The organism is Pigmentiphaga sp. H8 (assembly GCF_003854895.1).
In the GTDB taxonomy this organism is placed as follows: Bacteria; Pseudomonadota; Gammaproteobacteria; order Burkholderiales; family Burkholderiaceae_B; genus Pigmentiphaga.
This window is the reverse complement of record NZ_CP033966.1, coordinates 5,117,359-5,135,186: the sequence shown is the minus strand read 5'-3', so window position 1 is coordinate 5,135,186 and position 17,828 is coordinate 5,117,359. Positions and strand designations below refer to the sequence as shown.

Sequence of the window (17,828 nt, the reverse complement as noted above, 5' to 3'; positions counted from 1 at the left end):
CTCATTATATACGTTGATCAGGTTGTGGCAATGGGGACGTCGAGGCCAGAGGTCCCAGCATGCCATCGGCGAGCCTCTGTGCGGTATTGACCGAGTCGGTCATGCCGAGATGGCCGTGTCCCACGGCCAGCCAGAGGCCGGGCTCGGCGGCTGGGCCGATGACGGGCAGGGAGTTGGGCATGCAGGGACGATGGCCCATCCAATGCGTAGTCGTTGCGGCAGCCAGCCCGTCGAAGGTTTCGCGCACGATGCGTTCGAGCAGGTGCGCGCGGCGCATGTCCGGGGCGCGGTCGAGGCCCGCGATCTCGACCGTGCCGCCTACCCGCAGTCCGTCCTCCATGGGGGCAAGGAATATCTTCCGGTCGGCCAGCACCACCGAGCGCGAGACCAGCCCGGCGCAGCCCGAGAACTGTGCGTGGTAGCCGCGCTGGCTTTCCAGGGGCAGTCGTATGCCGAGCGGACCCAGCAGGCGTGTCGACCACGCGCCGGCGGCCACGACGACCCGGGAAAAGCGTTCGCTGCCGCTCCCGGAAACCAACTCCCACCCTTCGCCGTCGCGCTTGAGCGCCCGCACCTCGTCGCGCCGGACCTCGCCGCCGCGCGCGGCGAATGCCCGTACGATGGCCTGGACATAGCGCAGCGGATTGAGGATGGTTCCGTCCTCGGGCAGGAACACGCCGACGGTGTAGCGCCCGCCTACATGGGGTTCCAGTTCGAGGATGCCTGGGCGGTCGAGAAGGGTGAAGGGCAGGCCGTGCGAGGCACGCAGCCGCCACGCGGCTTCATCCTTGGCTTGGGCGCGGCTGTCGGGGTAAAGGTGCAATTGGCCGCGCTGCAGGATGAGTTCCGGGACGCCGACTTCGCGGGCGAGGGCCTGGTGCGCCGTGATGGCGCCGGCGTGCAGGCGTGCCAGCGTGCGCGACGCTTCCGCGACCTTCGCGGCGCGGGCCGAGGCCAGGAACCTGAGCAGCCAGGGTAGCGCGCGAGGCAGGTAGGCCAGGGGCAGGAAGAGGGGACTTTCGGGATCGCGCAGCATGCCTGGCAGCGAGGCCAGGACGCCGGGCATGGCCAGCGGGGCGACGGAACTCATGCTGATCGCGCCCAGGTTGCCGAAGCTGCAGCCGCGGCCCGGTTCGTCACGGTCGATCAGCACGACGTCGGCGCCACGGCGGCGCAATGCGTGGGCGGTACAAGCGCCGACGATGCCGGCGCCTATCACCGCGATGCGTTGTCCCGGGCCGGGTGATGGGGCAGCAGCCGCTATCCGCATATCTCGCGGAATACCCGCAAGTAGTTCGCGCCGACGATCTTGGCGACGGTGGATTCGGCCATGCCCCGACGCAGCATGGCCGCGGTCAGGTTGGGCCACTTGTCCCAGGTTTCCATGTCCAGGGTCTGCGCGTTCGGGTCGAAGCGGTCCTGCGGGCGCCAGCCCACCCAGTTGAAACTGCCGCTTTCGGGCCGGATCATCGATGGTGTCCACGCCAGCGCGTTGTAGTAGGGCTTGCCCCAGTCGGTGCCGAGGCCGACGTGGTCTTCGCCCATCACGTTCACCAGGTGCTGGAGATGGTCGACGACGGTGTCGAGCGTGGCCCAGTTTCGCGGCTTGCCGTATTTTTCGGCACGGCCGTCGCCCTCGGCGGGCAGGATGAAGGCCGGCAGGATCACCACGCCGGCGTAGCCTCCGCCGTTGGCAATGCCCTTCAGGACATCGTCGGGCAGGCCGCGCGGATGGCCGCTGAGCGCGCGGGCGGCGGTATGGGTGGCCACGACCGGTGCCTTGGACGCGGCAACCGCATCGCGCGCGGTGTTCGCGCTGGCGTGCGAGAGGTCGACCATCATGCGCCGCGCATTCATCCTCTCGACCAGCGCGGCGCCGAAGCGGCTCAGGCCGCCGTCGTTCGTCTCCAGGCAGCCGTCGCCGAAGCGGGTACGCAGGTTGTACGTGAGCTGCATGCTGCGCACGCCGAGTTCGTGCAGGATCTCCACCCGGTCGAGGTCGGCCCCGACGGGCTCGGCGTTCTGCAGGTTGTACATGACCGCGTGCCGGCCATCGCGGTGCGCGGCTTCGATTTGCGCGGCATCGGTGGCCAGCGTCACCTGCCCGCCCAGCGACGCCATGAGTGTTTCGGCGCGCCGCGCGCTGGCGATCGTCGCGTCCAGCGCGGTGTCGGGCGGACCGGATGCGTACAGGGTGTGGTTGCACGCCGTGACACCCGAGCGCCGCCAGTACGACAGATAGGCTTCGCGCGTTTCAGGATCGTGCGCGCACTGGGCGATGAGATGTTCGGCCATGGCCTTCTTGATGGCGGGGCGCGAGCCGCCCTGGGCCTGCAAGGCCTTGCCGATCTCGATCATGGCGGGCGTCAGCGCCCATTCGTCGACGAAGCTGGGCGCGAGCGAATCGATGACGATGTGCTCGGCGTGGATGCGGCGGGCGGTCTCTTCGGCTTGCCCCGCCGTGGGAGTCGGCTTGTTCATGGTTGCCCCCGTGTCATTGCGGCTGGATGCCGGCCAGCGAGACCAGCTCTTTGAGCTTTGCGATGTCCTGCTTGATGATCGCCGCGTACTCTTCCGGCGTGCCTCCCAGCGGGCGGGCGCCCGCCGCCTGCATCTGCCGGATCGTCTCGGGCGACTTCAGGATCGCGTTGATCTCGCGATTGAGCCGGTCCACGATGTTGCGGGGGACGTTGGCCGTCGTGAGCACGCCCTGCCAGCTCCTGACCGCGTAGCCCGGCAGGCCCGTTTCGTCGCAGGTGGGGGCATCGGGCAGCAGCGTGCTGCGCCGGACGTCGCCCAGGCAGACCACCTTGAGGCTGCCGTTCCTCAGGTAGGGCAGGTAGGCGGTGACGGCGTCGACGCTAGCCTTGATCTCTCCGGAAACGATGTCGCGTATGGCTTCGCCCGTGCCTTTGTAGGGTACGTGATTGACCTTGATGCCGGCCATGCTGGTGAACAGGACCTGCGCCATGTGGCTGGACGAGCCGATGCCGGTCGAGGCCATGCTGACGCCGCCAGGGTTCGCCTTCGCGTAGGCGATGAACCCGGCGGCGCCGCGCACGGGCAGGGATGGGTGGGCGATCAGCGCATTGAGGGTGGTGGTCACCGTGGTGATGGGCTGGAAATCGGTTACGGGATCGAAAGGCAGCGACTTGTAGAGCGCGGCGTTGATGGCGTGAGCTGCCGAGGTGTACAGCAGGGTGTAGCCGTCGGCGGGTGCTTTCGCCACGGCGCTGGCCGCGATGCTGCCGCCCGCGCCGGGACGGTTCTCCACGACGACCGATTGTCCGAGCCGCTCGGACAACTGCAGCGCGATCATGCGCGCCGACAGGTCGGTGGCACCGCCCGCGGAGAATCCGACCAGCATGCGGATCGGCCGGTTGGGATAGTCGTCCGCAGCGCGCGCGCCGGGGGCGAAGGCCAGTCCGCCGACCAGGGCGGCAATCGACGCCTCCAGAGAGAACTTCAAGCCCCACGCTGTTGCATGTTTCATGATCTTTCCCCCGATTTTGAGCACTATCATTTCTATGGATGCGCTACGGTCCCCAGCATACCGATGCCGAAATCCTTGATCCAATCCTGTTTTTCTCTGAATCCATAAAAATCACCTATACCCTGTCCCGCCATGTTCAAAGTGCGTCAGCTCGAAGCTTTCCACGCAGTGATGGTCGCGGGAACCGTGACGGGGGCCGCCGTCCGGCTCGGCCTGTCGCAGCCCGCCATCAGCGCCCTGATCGCGGGGCTGGAGTCCGATCTCGGCTTTGGCCTGTTCGTACGCGAAAAGAGCCGTTTGCAGCCTACCGACGAGGCCAAGTATCTCCACGGCGCGGTGGTGGCCGCGCTTCAGGGGCTGGGCAGCATCGAGCAACTGGCTGCCGACATCCGCGACGCGAAGGCGGGCAGTCTGCGGATCGCGGCGCTGCCGATGCTCGCGCTCGAGTTCCTGCCGCGCGTCGCCGCCCACTTCCTGCGGGACTATCCGGGCGTCAACGTCACCTTGCAGGCACGCAGCTCACCCACGGTCGTGACCCTGGTCACCACCCAGCAGTTCGACATCGGGTTTTCGGAGACGGCGTATGACCCAGGCTGGGTCGACGCGGAAAAGCTGCGCCTGCGCTGCGTCTGTGTCCTGCCCGCGCAGCATCCGCTGGCGGGCAACGAGGTCATTCGCCCGGCCGACCTGAGCGGGTTGCCCATCGTGACCGCGCCGCGCGACCACATCCGCACGCAGCGCCTGCAGGAGCTGTTCGCCGAAAACGGCGCCACCTTGTCGATCAAGGTCGAGACGCCGCTGTTCGCGTCGATGTGTGCGTTCGTGGCCGAAGGCGTGGGCTACAGCATCGTCGATCCCGTCACCGCCCACGATTTCTCGGGCCGCGGCCTGGTCGCGCGCCGGTTCGAGCCGGCGTTCTTCAATGATTTCGCGATGCTGTTTCCGGCGGGAAAACCCCGGTCGCTGGTCACGCAGGCGTTCGTGCGCCGGGTTACCGAGTTCCTGGAGGACTACGACTAGGGTGTCGCGCCAACCGGTACACGGACTGGCCCGGTCAGGCAGAGACGCCCGAGGCAGCAAGCACGATCCTGCCCATCATCGACACCCCCAGCACCACGAAGATGCCCGCGACCGTCCGGTTCGCCACCGCCAGCAGCCCGCTCCCCGGCGCCAGCCTCCGCCCCGCCCGCGCCAGCATCGAATAACCCATCAGCGCCGCGAACGAGAAAATCGACAGGACCGAAGTCAGTGCGGCGAACTGAGGCAGCAGGGCCCGGTCGCCCTGGATGAACTGCGGCAGCAGCGCCAGGAAAAAGAGGATGGCCTTGGGATTGGACAGCGCGACGAGCAGGCCCTGGGTGAACAGGCTGGCCGGCGGCGGCATGTCGCCAAGCCTGGCTGCCTCGGGCCGCATGTCGGCCGCACGCCACTTTTTCACGCCCAGGTAGACGAGGTAGGCCGCGCCGGCCAATTGCAGGACCGCGTAGGCGACGCCGGAAGCGGCCAGCACCCCGCCTATGCCGATCAGGGCGGCCACGGCCAGCGTGACCAGGCCGGCAACGTTGCCCAGTGTGGAGAAGACCGAGGCGCGGCAGCCCCAGGCCGCGCCGTTGGACATGGCAAGCAGGACGGCGGGGCCCGGGCTCAGGGTGCTGGCCAGGACGATGGACAGGTACAGTCCCCAGTGCGCGGCGGTCATCGGCGGCCTGGGGATGCGGGGATGGGGGAACAAGGCATCCCCCGGAGTTTACTTGCCCCGGCTGGCCTTGCTCACATACAGCGCCAGGGCTTCGATGTCCGCATCGCTCATCGTGGCCTTGAACGACGGCATGCTGCCGATGCCGTCGCGCAGCGCGCGGGCGACGCGGGGGGCGTCGGGTTGCAGTTCGTCGAGCACGGGGCCGATGGCGCCTTCGGCGCCGGCGTCCTTGAGCGTGTGGCACACGGCGCAGGCCGGGGTGGCGGTGGTGAACAGCTTCTTGCCGCGCGCCATTTGGGCGGCGTCGTCGGCGGCATGCGCCGCGGTGGCGGCCAGGGCCGAGAAGGCCAGCGTACAGAAGGTGAGGACGTTCTTCATTTCGGGAGTGGTTGGCTTGAAGGGAGACGTGCCCGGGGGAAGCCCCCCGGGGCGTACCGTTGCCTAGGCGACGGTGATGGTGACGGCGTGGTCGGCCCAGCTGGTGTTGTTGTAGCCGCTCTGGTTTTCACCGCGCGTCTCGGGCTGGACGTTGCCCCGGTCGTCGGTGGCGCGGCTGGCCAGCACGTGCTTGCCCTTGGGCAGGGTGGCCTGCAGCACGAACTGGCGCCAGGCGTATTTGCCCATGTCGGGGCCCACCAGGCGCGCCGCGCGCCAGGTCTTGCCGCCGTCCAGCGAGACTTCCACGCCCTTGATGCCATTCAGGCCGCCGAAGGCCACGCCGTGGATCTGCACGGTGCCGGCCGCCTGGGTGCCGTCCTCGGGGACGGGGCTGTTGATCCAGGACTTGACGCTCATTTCCTGCACCGACGGCTGGCTGGGGTCGCCCTTGCCGCCGGGGGGCGTCATGCGGTAGCCGTGCGACATGATGCGCGCGTCGCTTTCCTTGGGGGTGAAGGCGAGCTGCTTGACGTACTTGATGTTGTTGACGCCGGTGTAGCCCGGCACGATCAGGCGCAGCGGGCCGCCGTGGGCCAGGGGGATGGGCTCGCCGTTCAGTTCCCAGGCCAGGATCGCATCCTGCATGGCGGCGACGGGCACCGAGCGTTCGACGATGACGGTCTTGGGGTCGATGCCGGCGGGCAGCACTTCGCCGCCGGTGCCGGTCATGTAGGGCACGCCGTCCATCAGGCCGCCCAGGGCCTGGACGACGTCGCGCACGGGCACGCCGCTCCAGGTCACGCAGCCGGCGGCGCCGACGGTCCACGGGGTGCCGCTGGGCTTGCTGGGGAAGAAGCCGCGGCCGTTGCCCGAGCATTGCAGCACCATGGTCACGGTTTCCAGTCCCATGGTCTTGAGTTCGCGCAAGCTGACCGTCCGGGGTTGCTTGACGCCCGAAACCTGCAATTGCCAGGCGTCGCGATCGGCCACGATGGTGTCGGCGGGCGTGGGCAGGTTGTTGCGTACGTAGAGCTGGTTGGTGGGCGTGACCACGCTGGTGCCGAAGGCGCTGCGCTTGGTCTCGATGGTGGTGCCGCTGTGCACGACGACGGCGTCGGCGTTCTTCCAGCCGGCGTAGCCGGGCAGGGGTTTGGCCGCGGCGGGCGCGGCGGCGGCCTGGGCCAGCGCCTGGCCGTGCAGGCCCGCCAGTCCGGCGGTCGCGGCCACGGTGGCGCCGCCCGCGAGCAGGCGGCGGCGGGGCAGGGAGGTGGGGGGGGTGTCGTGCATGGTCTCTCCTTGTTGTTGTGGACGAGAACGGGAAATCAGGAAGCGGGGGCGGCTTCGGGCTGCCCCAGCGCGCGCGAGGCCACGGACAGGGCCTGCTTCTTCTGGGCGATGAGTATCAGCGGACGGCCTTCGTGCGAGCGCACGACCTTCCAGTAGGTGTTGGCCCACCAGCCCTCGCCGTCGGGGATGCGCTGGAACTGCTCGAAGGACAGCACGGTGACGATGCCGCCCTTCTCGAAGAAGGTGGTCAGGTGGTAGGCGCGTTCGCGGTCGATGTCGCAGGGGCGCATCAGCTGGATGTAGCCGGGCAGCGCCTGCTGCGGCGGCAGGTCCAGGTGGCGCGCCATGTCGGTGGCGGAAATGAAGCTGCCGCGCAGCGTGCGCTCGTAGTATTCGTGCTCGATGGCCGAGCGCACCAGTTCGGGCGGGCGCATGGCGAAGACGGCACCCGCCGCCGAGCAGCCGACCAGCAGGGTGGCCAGCATGCCGCGCAGGCCGCGCCGCGCGTGCCAGGGGGTATGGCGCAGCAGGTGCGCCGGCGGATCGCCCGGTTCGAACGCCAGGGCCAGTTCGGCGCGGGCGCGCAGGTCGAATTCCGTATCTTGGGGACTGTCGTCGCGATTCATGGGGTCTGTTTCCGCAGCGGGATGACACTGGCCGCCGTTTCCGGCGCGGCACGGCGCGGGGGAGCTTGGAGGGCGGCCTTCAGGGCATCGCGGGCGCGCGCCAGGCGCGACAGCACGGTGCCGGGCGCGATGTCCAGCGCTTCGGCCATCAGGGCGGTGGGCATGTCGTCGAAGTAATAGAGCACCAGGACTTCGCGGTGGATGGGGGCGATGCGGGACAGGGCCTTGACCACGTCCAGTTGTTCGTCCAGCGCATGGGCGCGGGGATCGGCCTCTTCCTCGACCTGGCCGTCCCCCTGGGCGGCCGTCTGGGCCGGATCGAGATTGCGGTACGCATGGCGCCGCATGATCTGGAACAGCCAGGCGCGTGCCATGGCGGGATCGCGCAGCTGGTCGCGAAAGCGCCAGGCGCTGGTGAAGCAGTCCTGTACCACGTCCTCGGCGATCGCCCGGGAGCCGGTCAGGGCCCAGGCGCTGCGCAGCAGGAAGCGGTAGTGTTCGCGCACCCATTGGTTGTAGCGCGACTCGGCGGAAGAGATCATGTTGTAGAAGAGCGCGTTGGGCGGGGTTTCATTCCATCCGATGTGGAACCAAGGGTATTCCCTGTATTGGCCGTCACGACCCGGGCACCACCATGCGGGCCCCTTTCCAGGTGCCATTGGCCACCAGCGTCTCGCACTGCGTCCGCAGCATCCGCAGGAACTGCCACAGCCCGGGCGTCATCGACCGGTTGTTCGCATAGGCGATGACCAGCCGGCGGGACAGGTCGGGCTTGCGGATGGGCAGCGCCGCGAGCCGGCCGCTCTCGACCTCGTCGTGCACACCGGAGAACGGCAGCACGGTGCAGGCGAGGTCCGTCATCGGCATCTGCTTGGTCAGCGTCAGCGAGGTATCGAACTCGTGGCGCACGTCCAGGCGCACCCGGTGCACGGCCGCCTGGTCTTCCAGCAGTTCGCGCAGGCCGTGGGGGCGGCTGGGCAGGGACAGGGGAAAGTCCCCCAGCTGAGAGAAGCTGACGGATTTCTTGTTGCGGGCGCGCGCGGGCGTCATGACCAGGCACAGTTCCTCGTCCATCAACGGGTCGGCATGCAGGCCCGCGATCGGGATCATCGTGTAGAGCAGCGCGAAATCGAGATGCCCCCGGTGCAGGGAATCGACCAGGGCGCGATGGAAGCCCTCGACGACATGCATGCGCAGCGTCGGCAGCGTGGTCCGCACGGTATCCAGCAGCCGGGGGCCCAGGATGTTGGCGATCGACGGCGGCAGGCCCATGGTGACCTGGCGCAGGCCGGCGTCGTCGACTTCCGCCATGGCAAGCCGGCGGCCGTTCAGGAGCTGCTCGAAGCCCGGCAGCACGGCCTCGTAAAGGCGCCGCCCCGCCACCGTCAGCGTCACGCCCCGGCCCACCCGTTCGAACAGGCGGGCGTGCATCTCGCGTTCCAGCTTCAGGACGTGGCGGCTGAACGTCGGCTGGCTGACGCCGGCGCCCAGGGCGCCGCGCGACAGCGATCCCGCCTGCGCGGCCAGCACGAAGAAGTGCAGCGAGGTGAAGTCGGCATTCTGGAGTTCTCCGAATTTCACGGCCGGCGCTCCTTATTCGATTATGAATAATAAGTATACGAACTTGTATGCATGACTGGAGTGCAGCCCAGTAGAGTGGAGCCACAACACAAAGCACAGGAGACATGCCATGGCTTTCATCCGGGTACTCGTCATGCTTGGCGCATGGGCCGTGATCCACCATCCCGCGCAGGCCCAGGACTACCCGGACCGGGCCTTGCGCCTGATCGTTCCGTTCTCGGCCGGCGGCGTTACCGACCTGGTGGCGCGGATCTATGCCAGCGAGCTGGCCAAGGGGCTGGGGCAGACGGTGGTGGTGGAGAACAAGACGGGCGCGGCCGGCGCGGTGGCGATGGATGCGGTCAAGCAGGCGGCGCCGGACGGCTACACCCTGATGCTGGCGACGATAGGCACCCAGGCCATCAACCCCGCGCTGCTGCCGAACCTGCGCTATGCCCCGGGCGACGTGGACTACGTGACCATGCTGACCACCGTGCCGCAGTTGCTGGTCGTGAACGCGAAGTCGCCGATACGCACGGTGGCCGAACTCGTGGACCACGCGAAGAGGAATCCGGGCAAGCTGTCCTACGGCTCGTCGGGCATCGGTTCGGCGCCGCATCTGGCGGTCGAGATATTCGCCGCGCGGGCCGGGTTCCGGGCGGTGCACGTGCCCTATCGGGGCAGTTCGCAGTCGATCACCGACCTGATCGCCGGGCAGCTCGATTTCATGATCGATCCCGTGACGACCACCCTGCCGTACATCCAGTCCGGGAAGCTGCGCGCCCTGGCGGTGTCGACGCCCCAGCGCCTGCCCGCGCTGCCGGACCTGCCGACCATCGCGGAATCCGGATACGCCGACTACGACGTGGGCGTGTGGAACACGATCGCGGTGCTCAAGGGCACGCCGCGTCCCGTCGTCAAGCGCCTGGCCGCCGAGTCGGCCCGCATCCTGGCCTCCGAGCCGGTGCGCAAGCGGCTGCTGGACGTGGGCGCGGTGCCGGTCCCGGCGTCGCCGGACGAGACCCGCGCGTTCGTGGAGCGGGAGCAGGCCAAGTACCTGCAGATCGTCCGGGATGCCAACCTGAAGGTGGAATAGGCATGGATCTCGGTCTTCAAGGACGCCGCGCCGTCGTGTGCGCGGCCAGCAGCGGCCTCGGACTGGCCTGCGCCGAGGCGCTGGCCGGCGAGGGCGTGGAGGTCACCATCGTGGGGCGCGACCAGGCCCGGCTGGAGGCCGCGGCGCGGCACATCGCCGGCGTGGCCGGCGCGCGGGCGGTGGTGAAGACCGTCGTCGCCGACCTGTCGGATCCGCGGGCGTGCGGCGAGCTGCCGCGCCGCACCGGCGTTCCGGACATCCTCGTCGCCAATGGCGGCGGACCGCCCGTGCGGCACGACGCGACCGGCATCGAAGGCGAGTTGTGGGAAGCGGCCATGAACGGCCTGTTCCATGGTCCGGTGGCCCTGATCGGCGCCTGCGTGGGCGAGATGCGCGCGCGGGGCTTTGGCCGCATCGTCAACATCTCGTCCGCCGCGGTGCTGAGCCCGCGCTCCGGGTTCGCGTTGTCGGTGTCGCCGCGCGCGGCGCTGATCGCCTTCTGCGACCTGCTCGCGCGCGAGGTCGCGCCTCACGGCGTGACGGTGAACCATCTGCTGCCGCACAGCATCGAGACGCAGCGGCTGCGCGAGAACCTGGCGGCCGAGGCCGCCAACCTGGGCATCGGCGCCGACGAATTGCGCGCGCGCCGCGTGGCGTCGATTCCCGTGCGGCGGCCGGGCCGTCCGCAGGAGCTCGGCGCCTTCTGCGCGTTCCTGTGCGGCGCGCAGGCAGGCTATGTGACGGGGCGCAAGCACGTCATCGACGGTGGGACCCATATCTGATGGAGAAGGATGCGATGAACGAATCCGCGACGGCATCGCCGAGCGGCGGCGAGCTGCTGGTGCGCTGCCTGATCGAGCAGCAGGTGGACCTGGCTTTCTGCGTGCCGGGCGAAAGCTATCTGGATGCCCTGGATGCGCTGTTCGAGCAGCGCGAGCGGCTGCGCCTGATCGTGTGCCGCCACGAGGCGGGGGCCGCCAACATGGCCGAGGCCTACGGCAAGCTGACCGGCAAGCCGGGCGTGTGCTTCGTCACGCGCGGGCCCGGCGCGACGCATGCCAGCATCGCCGTGCATACGGCGCACGAGGACGAGACGCCGCTGGTGCTGTTCGTCGGACAGGTCGCGCGCGGGCACATGGGGCGCGGCGCCTTCCAGGAGGTCGATTACCGCGCCATGTTCGGCAGCATGGCGAAATGGGTGGCCCAGGTGGACGACCCGGCCCGGCTGCCCGAGATCGTCGCCCGCGCTTTCCAGGTCGCGGCCGGCGGCCGGCCCGGGCCGGTCGTGGTGGCGCTGCCGGAAGACGTGCTGGAAGCGCGTGTTTCCGGTCCCGTCGCCGCGACGCGGACGTGGTCGCGGTTCGACATCGAACCGACGGCGGCCGCCATCGCCGACGTGTACGGCGAACTGGCGCGCAGCCGCAAGCCCCTGCTGGTCGTCGGCGGCGGCGGGTGGAGCGCGCCGGCCTCGCGGGCGCTGGCCGATTTCGCGCGCGCCTTGCAACTGCCCGTGGTGGCCGAGTTCCGCTGCCAGGACTATCTGGACAACCGCCACGACAGCTATGCCGGGGACCTGGGGCTGTCCACCAACCCGTCGCTGGCGGCCCGCGTGCGCGACAGCGATCTGCTGCTGGTGCTGGGGGGCCGGCTGTCGGAAGCCCTGACCGGCGGCTATCGGCTGGTCGACGTGCCTCGGCCGAAGCAGCGGATGATCCACGTGCATGCCGACGTCGATGAGCTGGGCCGCGTCTACCAGGCCGACGTGCTCGTGCCCGCGACGCCGGAGTCCTTCTTGCGCGCGGCGCTGGCGGCTCGCGAAGCCTCGTTTCCGGATGCTCCGCCCTGGCAGGACTGGACCCGGGGGGCCCGTTCCGACTATCAGCGTTTCCTCGCGCCCACGCGCGAAGGCGGCACGGTGGACATGGCCCAGGTGGTGGCGGCGCTGGATCAGGAACTCGCGCCGGATGCCATCGTGACCAACGGTGCCGGCAACTATACGACGTGGCTGCATCGGCACTATCGGTACAAGCACTTCCGCGGCCAGCTCGCGCCGCTGAACGGCGCCATGGGCTACGGCCTGCCCGCGGCCATCGCCGCCAAGATCCACGAACCGGGGCGTCAGGTGGTGTGCCTGGCGGGCGATGGCTGCTTCCTGATGAACGTCCAGGAACTGGAGACGGCCGTCCGGTACAACGCCGCCATCGTCATCGTGGTCGTGGCGAACGGTTCGTACGGCACGATCCGCGCCCACCAGGAGCGCCGCTTTCCCGGGCGGGTCTACGCGACCGACATCGGCAATCCGGACTTCGTGGCGCTGGCCCGTTCGTTCGGCCTGGCCGCCGAGCGGGTCCCGCGCCACGAGGACTTCGCGCCGGCGCTGCGGCGCGCGCTGGAAGCCGGCGTGCCGAGCCTGATCGAGCTGCCCACGGACATCGAGCACCTCAGCGCCCAGAGCCGGCTGTCCGCCGTCCGCGACCGCGCGCTGGGCGCGGCGCGGCAGCATTCTTCCCAACCCTAGATTCCAAGAGCGTCACCATGATTCCCAATCCTCTCGTCAAGAAACTCGCCGCCTCGCAGACCGTGCTGGGTGTCGCGGTCCGCCAGGCCCGCACCGTGGACATCGCGCGCATCATGAAGACGGCGGGCTACGATTTCCTGTTCATCGATACGGAACACACCCCCGTGCCGGCGGACGTCGTGAGCCAGATCTGCCAGGCCGCCCTGGGCTCGGGCATCGCGCCCATCGTGCGCACGCCCAACCTGGAGCGCGTCCACGCCATCCATGCGCTGGACAGCGGCGCGCAGGGCCTGGTCTTTCCCCACGTGGAGAACGCCGACGAGGCGCGGCACATCGTCGACATCTGCCGCTATGCGCCGGCCGGCCACCGCTCCATGGCCTATGGCCTGCCCCATGTGGAATTCGCCAGCCACGATCCTCGCGAGCTGATGGATTTCGTGAACCGCGAGACGCTGATCGCCGTCATGCTGGAGACGCCCCAGGCCATCGAGCGATGCGAGGAAATCGCCGCCGTGCCCGGCATAGACATCCTGCACGTGGGTACCCAGGATCTGTCCGCCGAGATGGGCATTCCGGGCGAAGTGGGCGCGCCGGCCGTCGCCCAGGCCATCGCGCGCGTGTCGCGCGCCTGCGCCGCCCATGGCAAGGTGCTGGGCGTGGGCGGGTGCTACGAGCCGGAGTTCATCCGGCGCTACGTCACGCAGGAGCAGGCCCGCTTCTTCGTGGTGGGCAGCGACCTCGGCTATCTGCTGGGCGCCGCCCGCGCACAGGCCGCCAAGGTGCGCGCGTCGCTGGAACTTCAGGGCTGAACGACCATGGACGAGGAGAAGAACGCCATGCAGGACATCCATCAGCGCCTCCGGTCCGCCGGCGCCAGCACCGTGTGCGCGGTGCTGGACATGCTGGGCGTGGCCGGCACCATTACCGGGCTGCCCGCCATCCGTCGCGGCGCTTCGTTCGCGGGCCCGGCCTTCACCGTACAGGCTTCGACGGGGCCGCTCGGAACCTATGACCCGGGCGATTTCGACATCGCGCGGTATGCCGATCACGCCGGCGCGGGGCAGGTGATCGCGATCGACGCGGGCGGCGCGCGCGTCTCGGTGGCCGGCGGCATCGCCGCGCTGGCCAGCGCGCGGCGCGGCGTGGCCGCCTGGGTGGTCGACGGCGGCATGCGCGACGTGGACGAACTGGGGGAAGCCGGCATTCCCATCCACGTCCGCCACGGCGTGGCCGTGACCGGCCGCACCCGGGTCCGCATCGAACGGGTCAACGGCCCCATCGCCATCGACGGCGTTGCCGTGGCGCCCATGGACGTGCTCGTCGGCGACGCCAGCGGGATCGCCTGCGTGCCGGCGCACCGGCTCGACCGGGTCGCGGCCATGGCCGACTGGATCGCCGGCCGGGACCGGATCGCGGGCCGGCTGGTCCGGGAAGGACTATCGTTTTCCCGCGCTTTCAAGGAAGCGACCGCGGAGTACACGGCCTTGCACGGGCCGCTGGAAAACTGAGCCCGCTCAAACTTTTCACTCATCGAAAACTTCCAAAACTCGCCTTGATGGCGCGGGACGCCGGGGTGCATCCTCTTTCGCGGAGACGGCATGCATGCCTGCCGCGCCCGGCGACACCGGCAAAGCCTTTCCCGTCTCCAGCGCTGCGCGTCCGACAGGTCGGACACGCAGCGCCTGCATTCATCGAAAAAAGCGGAGCCCGCTTTCCGCGGGCTTCTCGACACGCTGAACACAGCACATGGAGACAACGATGAAGCCGTACCCATCCCCCCGCGCATGCGCCACCCTGGCCGCGCTGATACTTGCCCTGCAGGGGGCCGCCGCGCAGGCGGACGGACCCTGGCCCAGCAAACCCGTCCGCGTGATCATGCCCTTCGCCGCCGGCGGCAGTTCCGACCTGGTGGGGCGGCAGGTGGCACAAAGCCTGAGCGCGCACTACGGCCAGCAGTTCGTGGCCGAGAACCGCTCGGGCGCCGGTGGCAACATCGGCGTCGACGCGGTGGCGAAGTCCGCGCCGGACGGCTACACGCTGGGCATCGGCACGTCCGGCCCGCTGGCCAACAACAAGTCGCTCTACCACCCCATGCCGTTCGACGCCGAGAAGGACCTGACGCCGATCGCGCTGGTCGGGGAAATCCCGGTCGTGATCGCGGTCAACCCGTCGGTGAAAGCGAACACGCTGGCCGAGTTCGTGGCCTTGAGCAAGTCGTCCGCCAACGCGGTGACGGTCTCCAATCCCGGCAACGGCACCATCGGCCACCTCGCCACCGAGTACCTCAGCATCCAGACCGGGGCGAAGCTTCAGCCGGTTCCGTACAAGGGCGATTCGCCGGCGATGGTGGATGCGATGAGCGGCTCGGTTTCGGCGGTCGTGGCGCCGGTGACGTCGCTGATCCCCAATATCCAGGCCAACAAGCTCAGGGCGCTGGCGGTGATGTCCAAGACCCGGTTCCCGGGCCTGCCCGATGTGCCGACGGCCAACGAACAGGGCGTCAAGCTGGAAGCCACGGTATGGAGCGCCATGGTGGGGCCCGCCGGCCTGCCGAAGTCCATCGTGTCGTCGCTGAATGCCGAGATCAACAAGTACACGGCGTCGCCGGAAGGCAAGGCCAAGCTGAACTCGCTGGGCATGGTGCCGCTGTCGGGCACGCCCGAGCAATTGCGCGAACTGATGAGGAACGAGGCGACGAAGTGGCAGGAAGTCGTCAAGTCGGCACGGATCTCGATCGAATGACCATGGATGCGTTGAAGTTCTATATCGACGGCGCCTGGGTGGACCCGCTGGAGCCGAATAGCCTGGAGGTCATCAATCCGGCCACCGAGGAAAGCTTCGCGCGGGTCAGCCTGGGCGCGCCCGGGGATGTGGACCGGGCCGTGCGCGCCGCGCGGCGGGCGTTCCCGGCCTATGCCGCGACCAGCGTGCAGGCGCGCCTGGGCTGGCTGGAGAAGATCGTCGCCGGTTTCCGCGCGCGGCTGCCGGAACTGGCGCGCGCGATGACGCTGGAGATGGGCGCGCCCATCACGTTCTCCACCGAGCGCCAGGCCACCGTCGCGCTGTTCCACTTCGAGGAGGCGTTGCGCGTGCTGGCCGACTACCCGTTCGAGGAACGCATGGGCAGCGGCATCGTGCGGCGCGAGCCCATCGGCGTCTGCGGGCTGATCACGCCCTGGAACTGGCCGCTCAACCAGGTGGCGTCCAAGGTGGCGCCGGCGCTGGCGACCGGCTGCACCGTCGTCCTCAAGCCCAGCGAGATCGCGCCGCTCAGCTCGCTGCTGTTCGCCCGGATCGTGCACGAGGCCGGATTGCCGCCCGGAGTCTTCAACCTGGTCAACGGCGACGGGCCGACCGTGGGCGAGGCGATCGCCAGCCATCCCGAGGTCGACATGGTGTCGTTCACCGGCTCCACGGGCGCGGGCGTGAAGGTGGCCAAGCTGGCGGCCGATACCGTCAAGCGCGTGGCGCAGGAGCTGGGCGGCAAGTCCGCCAACATCATCCTGCCCGACGCCGACATCCGGGCCGCGGTGATCGCGGGCGTGCACGCGTGCAACACGAACGCCGGCCAGAATTGCCAGTCGCCCACACGCATGCTGATTCCGCGCGACCGACAGGGCGAGGCGTTCGCGGCCGCGCGCGAGGCGGTGGAGGCGATACGCCTGGGCGACCCGATGGACCCGGCTTGCACGATGGGCCCGCTGGTCAGCCAGGCGCAGTTCGACAAGGTCCAGCAATTGATCCGGTCGGGCATCGAGGAGGGCGCCACGCTGGTCGCCGGCGGCACCGGCCGCCCGCCGGGGCTCGAGCGCGGCTACTACGTGCTGCCGACGGTATTCGGCGACGTCACGCCCGACATGCGGATCGCGCGCGAGGAGATCTTCGGCCCGGTGCTGTCCATCATGGGCTACGACACCGAGGACGAGGCCATCGCCATCGCCAACGACACGCCGTTCGGGCTGGCGGGGTTCGTGCAATCGCCGGACCTGGAGCGGGCGCGGCGCGTGGCCAATGCGATACGCGCCGGTCGCGTCTATCTGAACGGCGCGCCGTTCGATCGCAGCCTGCCCTTCGGCGGCTACAAGCAGTCCGGCAACGGACGCGAATTCGGGGTCTTCGGATTCGAGGAATATCTCGAGGTGAAGGCCATACTCGGCTACGGAAACTGATACATGACGACTGTTGCAACGCCTGCTTCCCCGTCCGCCGCGAACGGCGGGGAGGCCCGCTGTTTCGAGGATTTCCAGGTGGGCGAGCGCTGGACCAGCGAGCCCACGGTGATCACCGAGGAGGAGATCATCGCGTTCGCCCGCGCCAACGATCCCCAGCCCATGCACCTGGACCCGGAGGCGGCGCGGGCCGGCCCTTTCGGCACGCTGATCGCCAGCGGCTGGCAGATCGCCGCGCTGTCGATGCGCGTCTTCCTGCAAGCCGGTGGCTATGGCAAGACGCCCATGGTGGGCATGGGCCTGGACGAGTTGCGCTGGACGAAGCCCGTGAAGGCCGGCGACACGCTGGTGGTCGAGCGCGAGGTGATCGAGACCGTGCGGTCGAAGTCGCGTCCTGGCATGGGCATGATCCGCACGCGCGTCACGGTGCGCAACCAGGACGGCGATGCGGTGATGTCGCTGGTGTCGCTCGGCAGGGTGCCGGCGCGCGCGCCGGCCTGACGGTTTTTTCACAAGGGAGTCGTCATGGTGGTTCTCGACCGTCCCGCCGATTTGAAGGCGTGGATAGGCAAGGAAATAGGGGTCAGCGAATGGCTGGCCATCGATCAGTCGCGCATCGACGATTTCGCCCGGATCTCGGGCGACGATCATTGGCTGCACGTGGACGTGGAACGCGCGCGGCGCGAGATGCCGGATGGCAAGACCATCGCGCACGGCTTCATGACCTTGTCCCTCATTCCCTATCTGGTCCGCTCGGTCTATGCGATCACGCACCGGGGCCGCGGGCTGAACTACGGCACCAACAAGATCCGCTTCGTCAATCCGGTCCAGGTCGGCGACCGCATACGCCTGCGCCAGCGCATCAAGGCGGTCGAGCGCGGCCAGGGCGGGGGCCAGGAGGGCGCCACGCGGGTGGTGTCGGACTGCACGATAGAGATCGAAGGCAAGGAACGCCCGGCGCTGGTCGCCGAGTTCCTGATGCTGGTCTATGACGAGTGACGC

At 69.0% G+C, this 17,828-nt stretch carries 19 protein-coding genes; 10 read left to right on the top strand and 9 right to left on the bottom strand.

Annotated elements, in window-relative coordinates:
- Positions 1 to 4: 4 nt before the first annotated feature.
- From EGT29_RS24175 to EGT29_RS24165, 3 genes are read right to left on the bottom strand one after another with little or no spacing between them, the layout of a single operon-like run.
- Complete coding sequence (locus tag EGT29_RS24175; RefSeq protein WP_124691377.1) at positions 5 to 1,270, bottom strand: FAD-binding oxidoreductase; 1,266 nt, start codon at positions 1,268 to 1,270, stop codon at positions 5 to 7.
- Positions 1,261 to 2,481, bottom strand: coding sequence for a dipeptidase (locus tag EGT29_RS24170; protein WP_124691376.1), 1,221 nt, complete (start codon positions 2,479 to 2,481; stop codon positions 1,261 to 1,263). Before EGT29_RS24170 ends, EGT29_RS24175 begins: the two co-directional genes overlap by 10 nt.
- Positions 2,482 to 2,494: 13 nt before the next feature.
- Entirely contained in the window at positions 2,495 to 3,493 is a 999-nt protein-coding gene (locus tag EGT29_RS24165) for a tripartite tricarboxylate transporter substrate binding protein (protein WP_161567949.1), read from the bottom strand.
- 132 nt (positions 3,494 to 3,625) lie between these two features.
- Here EGT29_RS24165 and EGT29_RS24160 point away from each other — a divergent pair, with 132 nt between their 5' ends.
- The gene (locus EGT29_RS24160) at positions 3,626 to 4,513 is read left to right on the top strand and encodes a LysR substrate-binding domain-containing protein (protein WP_124691374.1); all 888 of its coding nucleotides are present in this window, start codon (positions 3,626 to 3,628) and stop codon (positions 4,511 to 4,513) included.
- Between the two features lie 34 nt (positions 4,514 to 4,547).
- On the opposite strand, the gene EGT29_RS24155 is transcribed toward EGT29_RS24160, so the two are convergent.
- From EGT29_RS24155 to EGT29_RS24130, 6 genes are all read right to left on the bottom strand, one after another.
- The gene (locus tag EGT29_RS24155) at positions 4,548 to 5,225 is read right to left on the bottom strand and encodes a LysE family translocator (RefSeq protein ID WP_124691373.1); all 678 of its coding nucleotides are present in this window, start codon (positions 5,223 to 5,225) and stop codon (positions 4,548 to 4,550) included.
- A gap of 15 nt (positions 5,226 to 5,240) precedes the next feature.
- A complete protein-coding gene (locus tag EGT29_RS24150) occupies positions 5,241 to 5,570 on the bottom strand; it encodes a cytochrome c (protein ID WP_124691372.1) in 330 nt (109 codons plus the stop codon).
- A 63-nt stretch (positions 5,571 to 5,633) separates the two neighbouring features.
- Complete coding sequence (locus EGT29_RS24145) at positions 5,634 to 6,857, bottom strand: sulfite oxidase (RefSeq protein WP_124691371.1); 1,224 nt, start codon at positions 6,855 to 6,857, stop codon at positions 5,634 to 5,636.
- Between the two features lie 35 nt (positions 6,858 to 6,892).
- A complete protein-coding gene (locus EGT29_RS24140; RefSeq protein WP_124691370.1) occupies positions 6,893 to 7,483 on the bottom strand; it encodes a hypothetical protein in 591 nt (196 codons plus the stop codon).
- Entirely contained in the window at positions 7,480 to 8,025 is a 546-nt protein-coding gene (locus EGT29_RS24135; protein WP_124691369.1) for an RNA polymerase sigma factor, read from the bottom strand. The genes EGT29_RS24140 and EGT29_RS24135 overlap by 4 nt, the downstream gene beginning before the upstream one ends.
- A 73-nt stretch (positions 8,026 to 8,098) precedes the next feature.
- A complete protein-coding gene (locus tag EGT29_RS24130; protein WP_124691368.1) occupies positions 8,099 to 9,064 on the bottom strand; it encodes a LysR family transcriptional regulator in 966 nt (321 codons plus the stop codon).
- A 109-nt stretch (positions 9,065 to 9,173) separates the two neighbouring features.
- Here EGT29_RS24130 and EGT29_RS24125 point away from each other — a divergent pair, with 109 nt between their 5' ends.
- The 9 genes from EGT29_RS24125 (at position 9,174) to EGT29_RS24085 (ending at position 17,825) form a co-directional block, all read left to right on the top strand.
- Complete coding sequence (locus tag EGT29_RS24125; RefSeq protein WP_124691367.1) at positions 9,174 to 10,139, top strand: tripartite tricarboxylate transporter substrate binding protein; 966 nt, start codon at positions 9,174 to 9,176, stop codon at positions 10,137 to 10,139.
- A gap of 2 nt (positions 10,140 to 10,141) precedes the next feature.
- On the top strand, positions 10,142 to 10,921 hold the full coding sequence (locus EGT29_RS24120) for an SDR family oxidoreductase (RefSeq protein WP_124691366.1): 780 nt from the start codon (positions 10,142 to 10,144) through the stop codon (positions 10,919 to 10,921).
- A gap of 14 nt (positions 10,922 to 10,935) precedes the next feature.
- Positions 10,936 to 12,657 (top strand): thiamine pyrophosphate-binding protein, encoded by a 1,722-nt coding sequence (locus EGT29_RS24115; protein ID WP_124691365.1) that lies wholly within the window; start codon positions 10,936 to 10,938, stop codon positions 12,655 to 12,657.
- Between the two features lie 17 nt (positions 12,658 to 12,674).
- Positions 12,675 to 13,466: an HpcH/HpaI aldolase/citrate lyase family protein gene (locus tag EGT29_RS24110; protein ID WP_124691364.1), complete on the top strand. Its 792-nt coding sequence runs from the start codon at positions 12,675 to 12,677 to the stop codon at positions 13,464 to 13,466.
- Between the two features lie 27 nt (positions 13,467 to 13,493).
- Complete coding sequence (locus EGT29_RS24105) at positions 13,494 to 14,165, top strand: RraA family protein (RefSeq protein ID WP_161567948.1); 672 nt, start codon at positions 13,494 to 13,496, stop codon at positions 14,163 to 14,165.
- Positions 14,166 to 14,415: 250 nt separating this feature from the next.
- Positions 14,416 to 15,399, top strand: coding sequence for a tripartite tricarboxylate transporter substrate binding protein (locus EGT29_RS24100; protein ID WP_161567947.1), 984 nt, complete (start codon positions 14,416 to 14,418; stop codon positions 15,397 to 15,399).
- Positions 15,396 to 16,826: an aldehyde dehydrogenase family protein gene (locus tag EGT29_RS24095; protein ID WP_202865564.1), complete on the top strand. Its 1,431-nt coding sequence runs from the start codon at positions 15,396 to 15,398 to the stop codon at positions 16,824 to 16,826. The genes EGT29_RS24100 and EGT29_RS24095 overlap by 4 nt, the downstream gene beginning before the upstream one ends.
- Positions 16,827 to 16,829: 3 nt before the next feature.
- On the top strand, positions 16,830 to 17,327 hold the full coding sequence (locus EGT29_RS24090) for a MaoC family dehydratase (RefSeq protein ID WP_124691360.1): 498 nt from the start codon (positions 16,830 to 16,832) through the stop codon (positions 17,325 to 17,327).
- 24 nt (positions 17,328 to 17,351) lie between these two features.
- Positions 17,352 to 17,825 (top strand): MaoC family dehydratase, encoded by a 474-nt coding sequence (locus EGT29_RS24085; RefSeq protein ID WP_124691359.1) that lies wholly within the window; start codon positions 17,352 to 17,354, stop codon positions 17,823 to 17,825.
- Positions 17,826 to 17,828 lie beyond the last annotated feature (3 nt).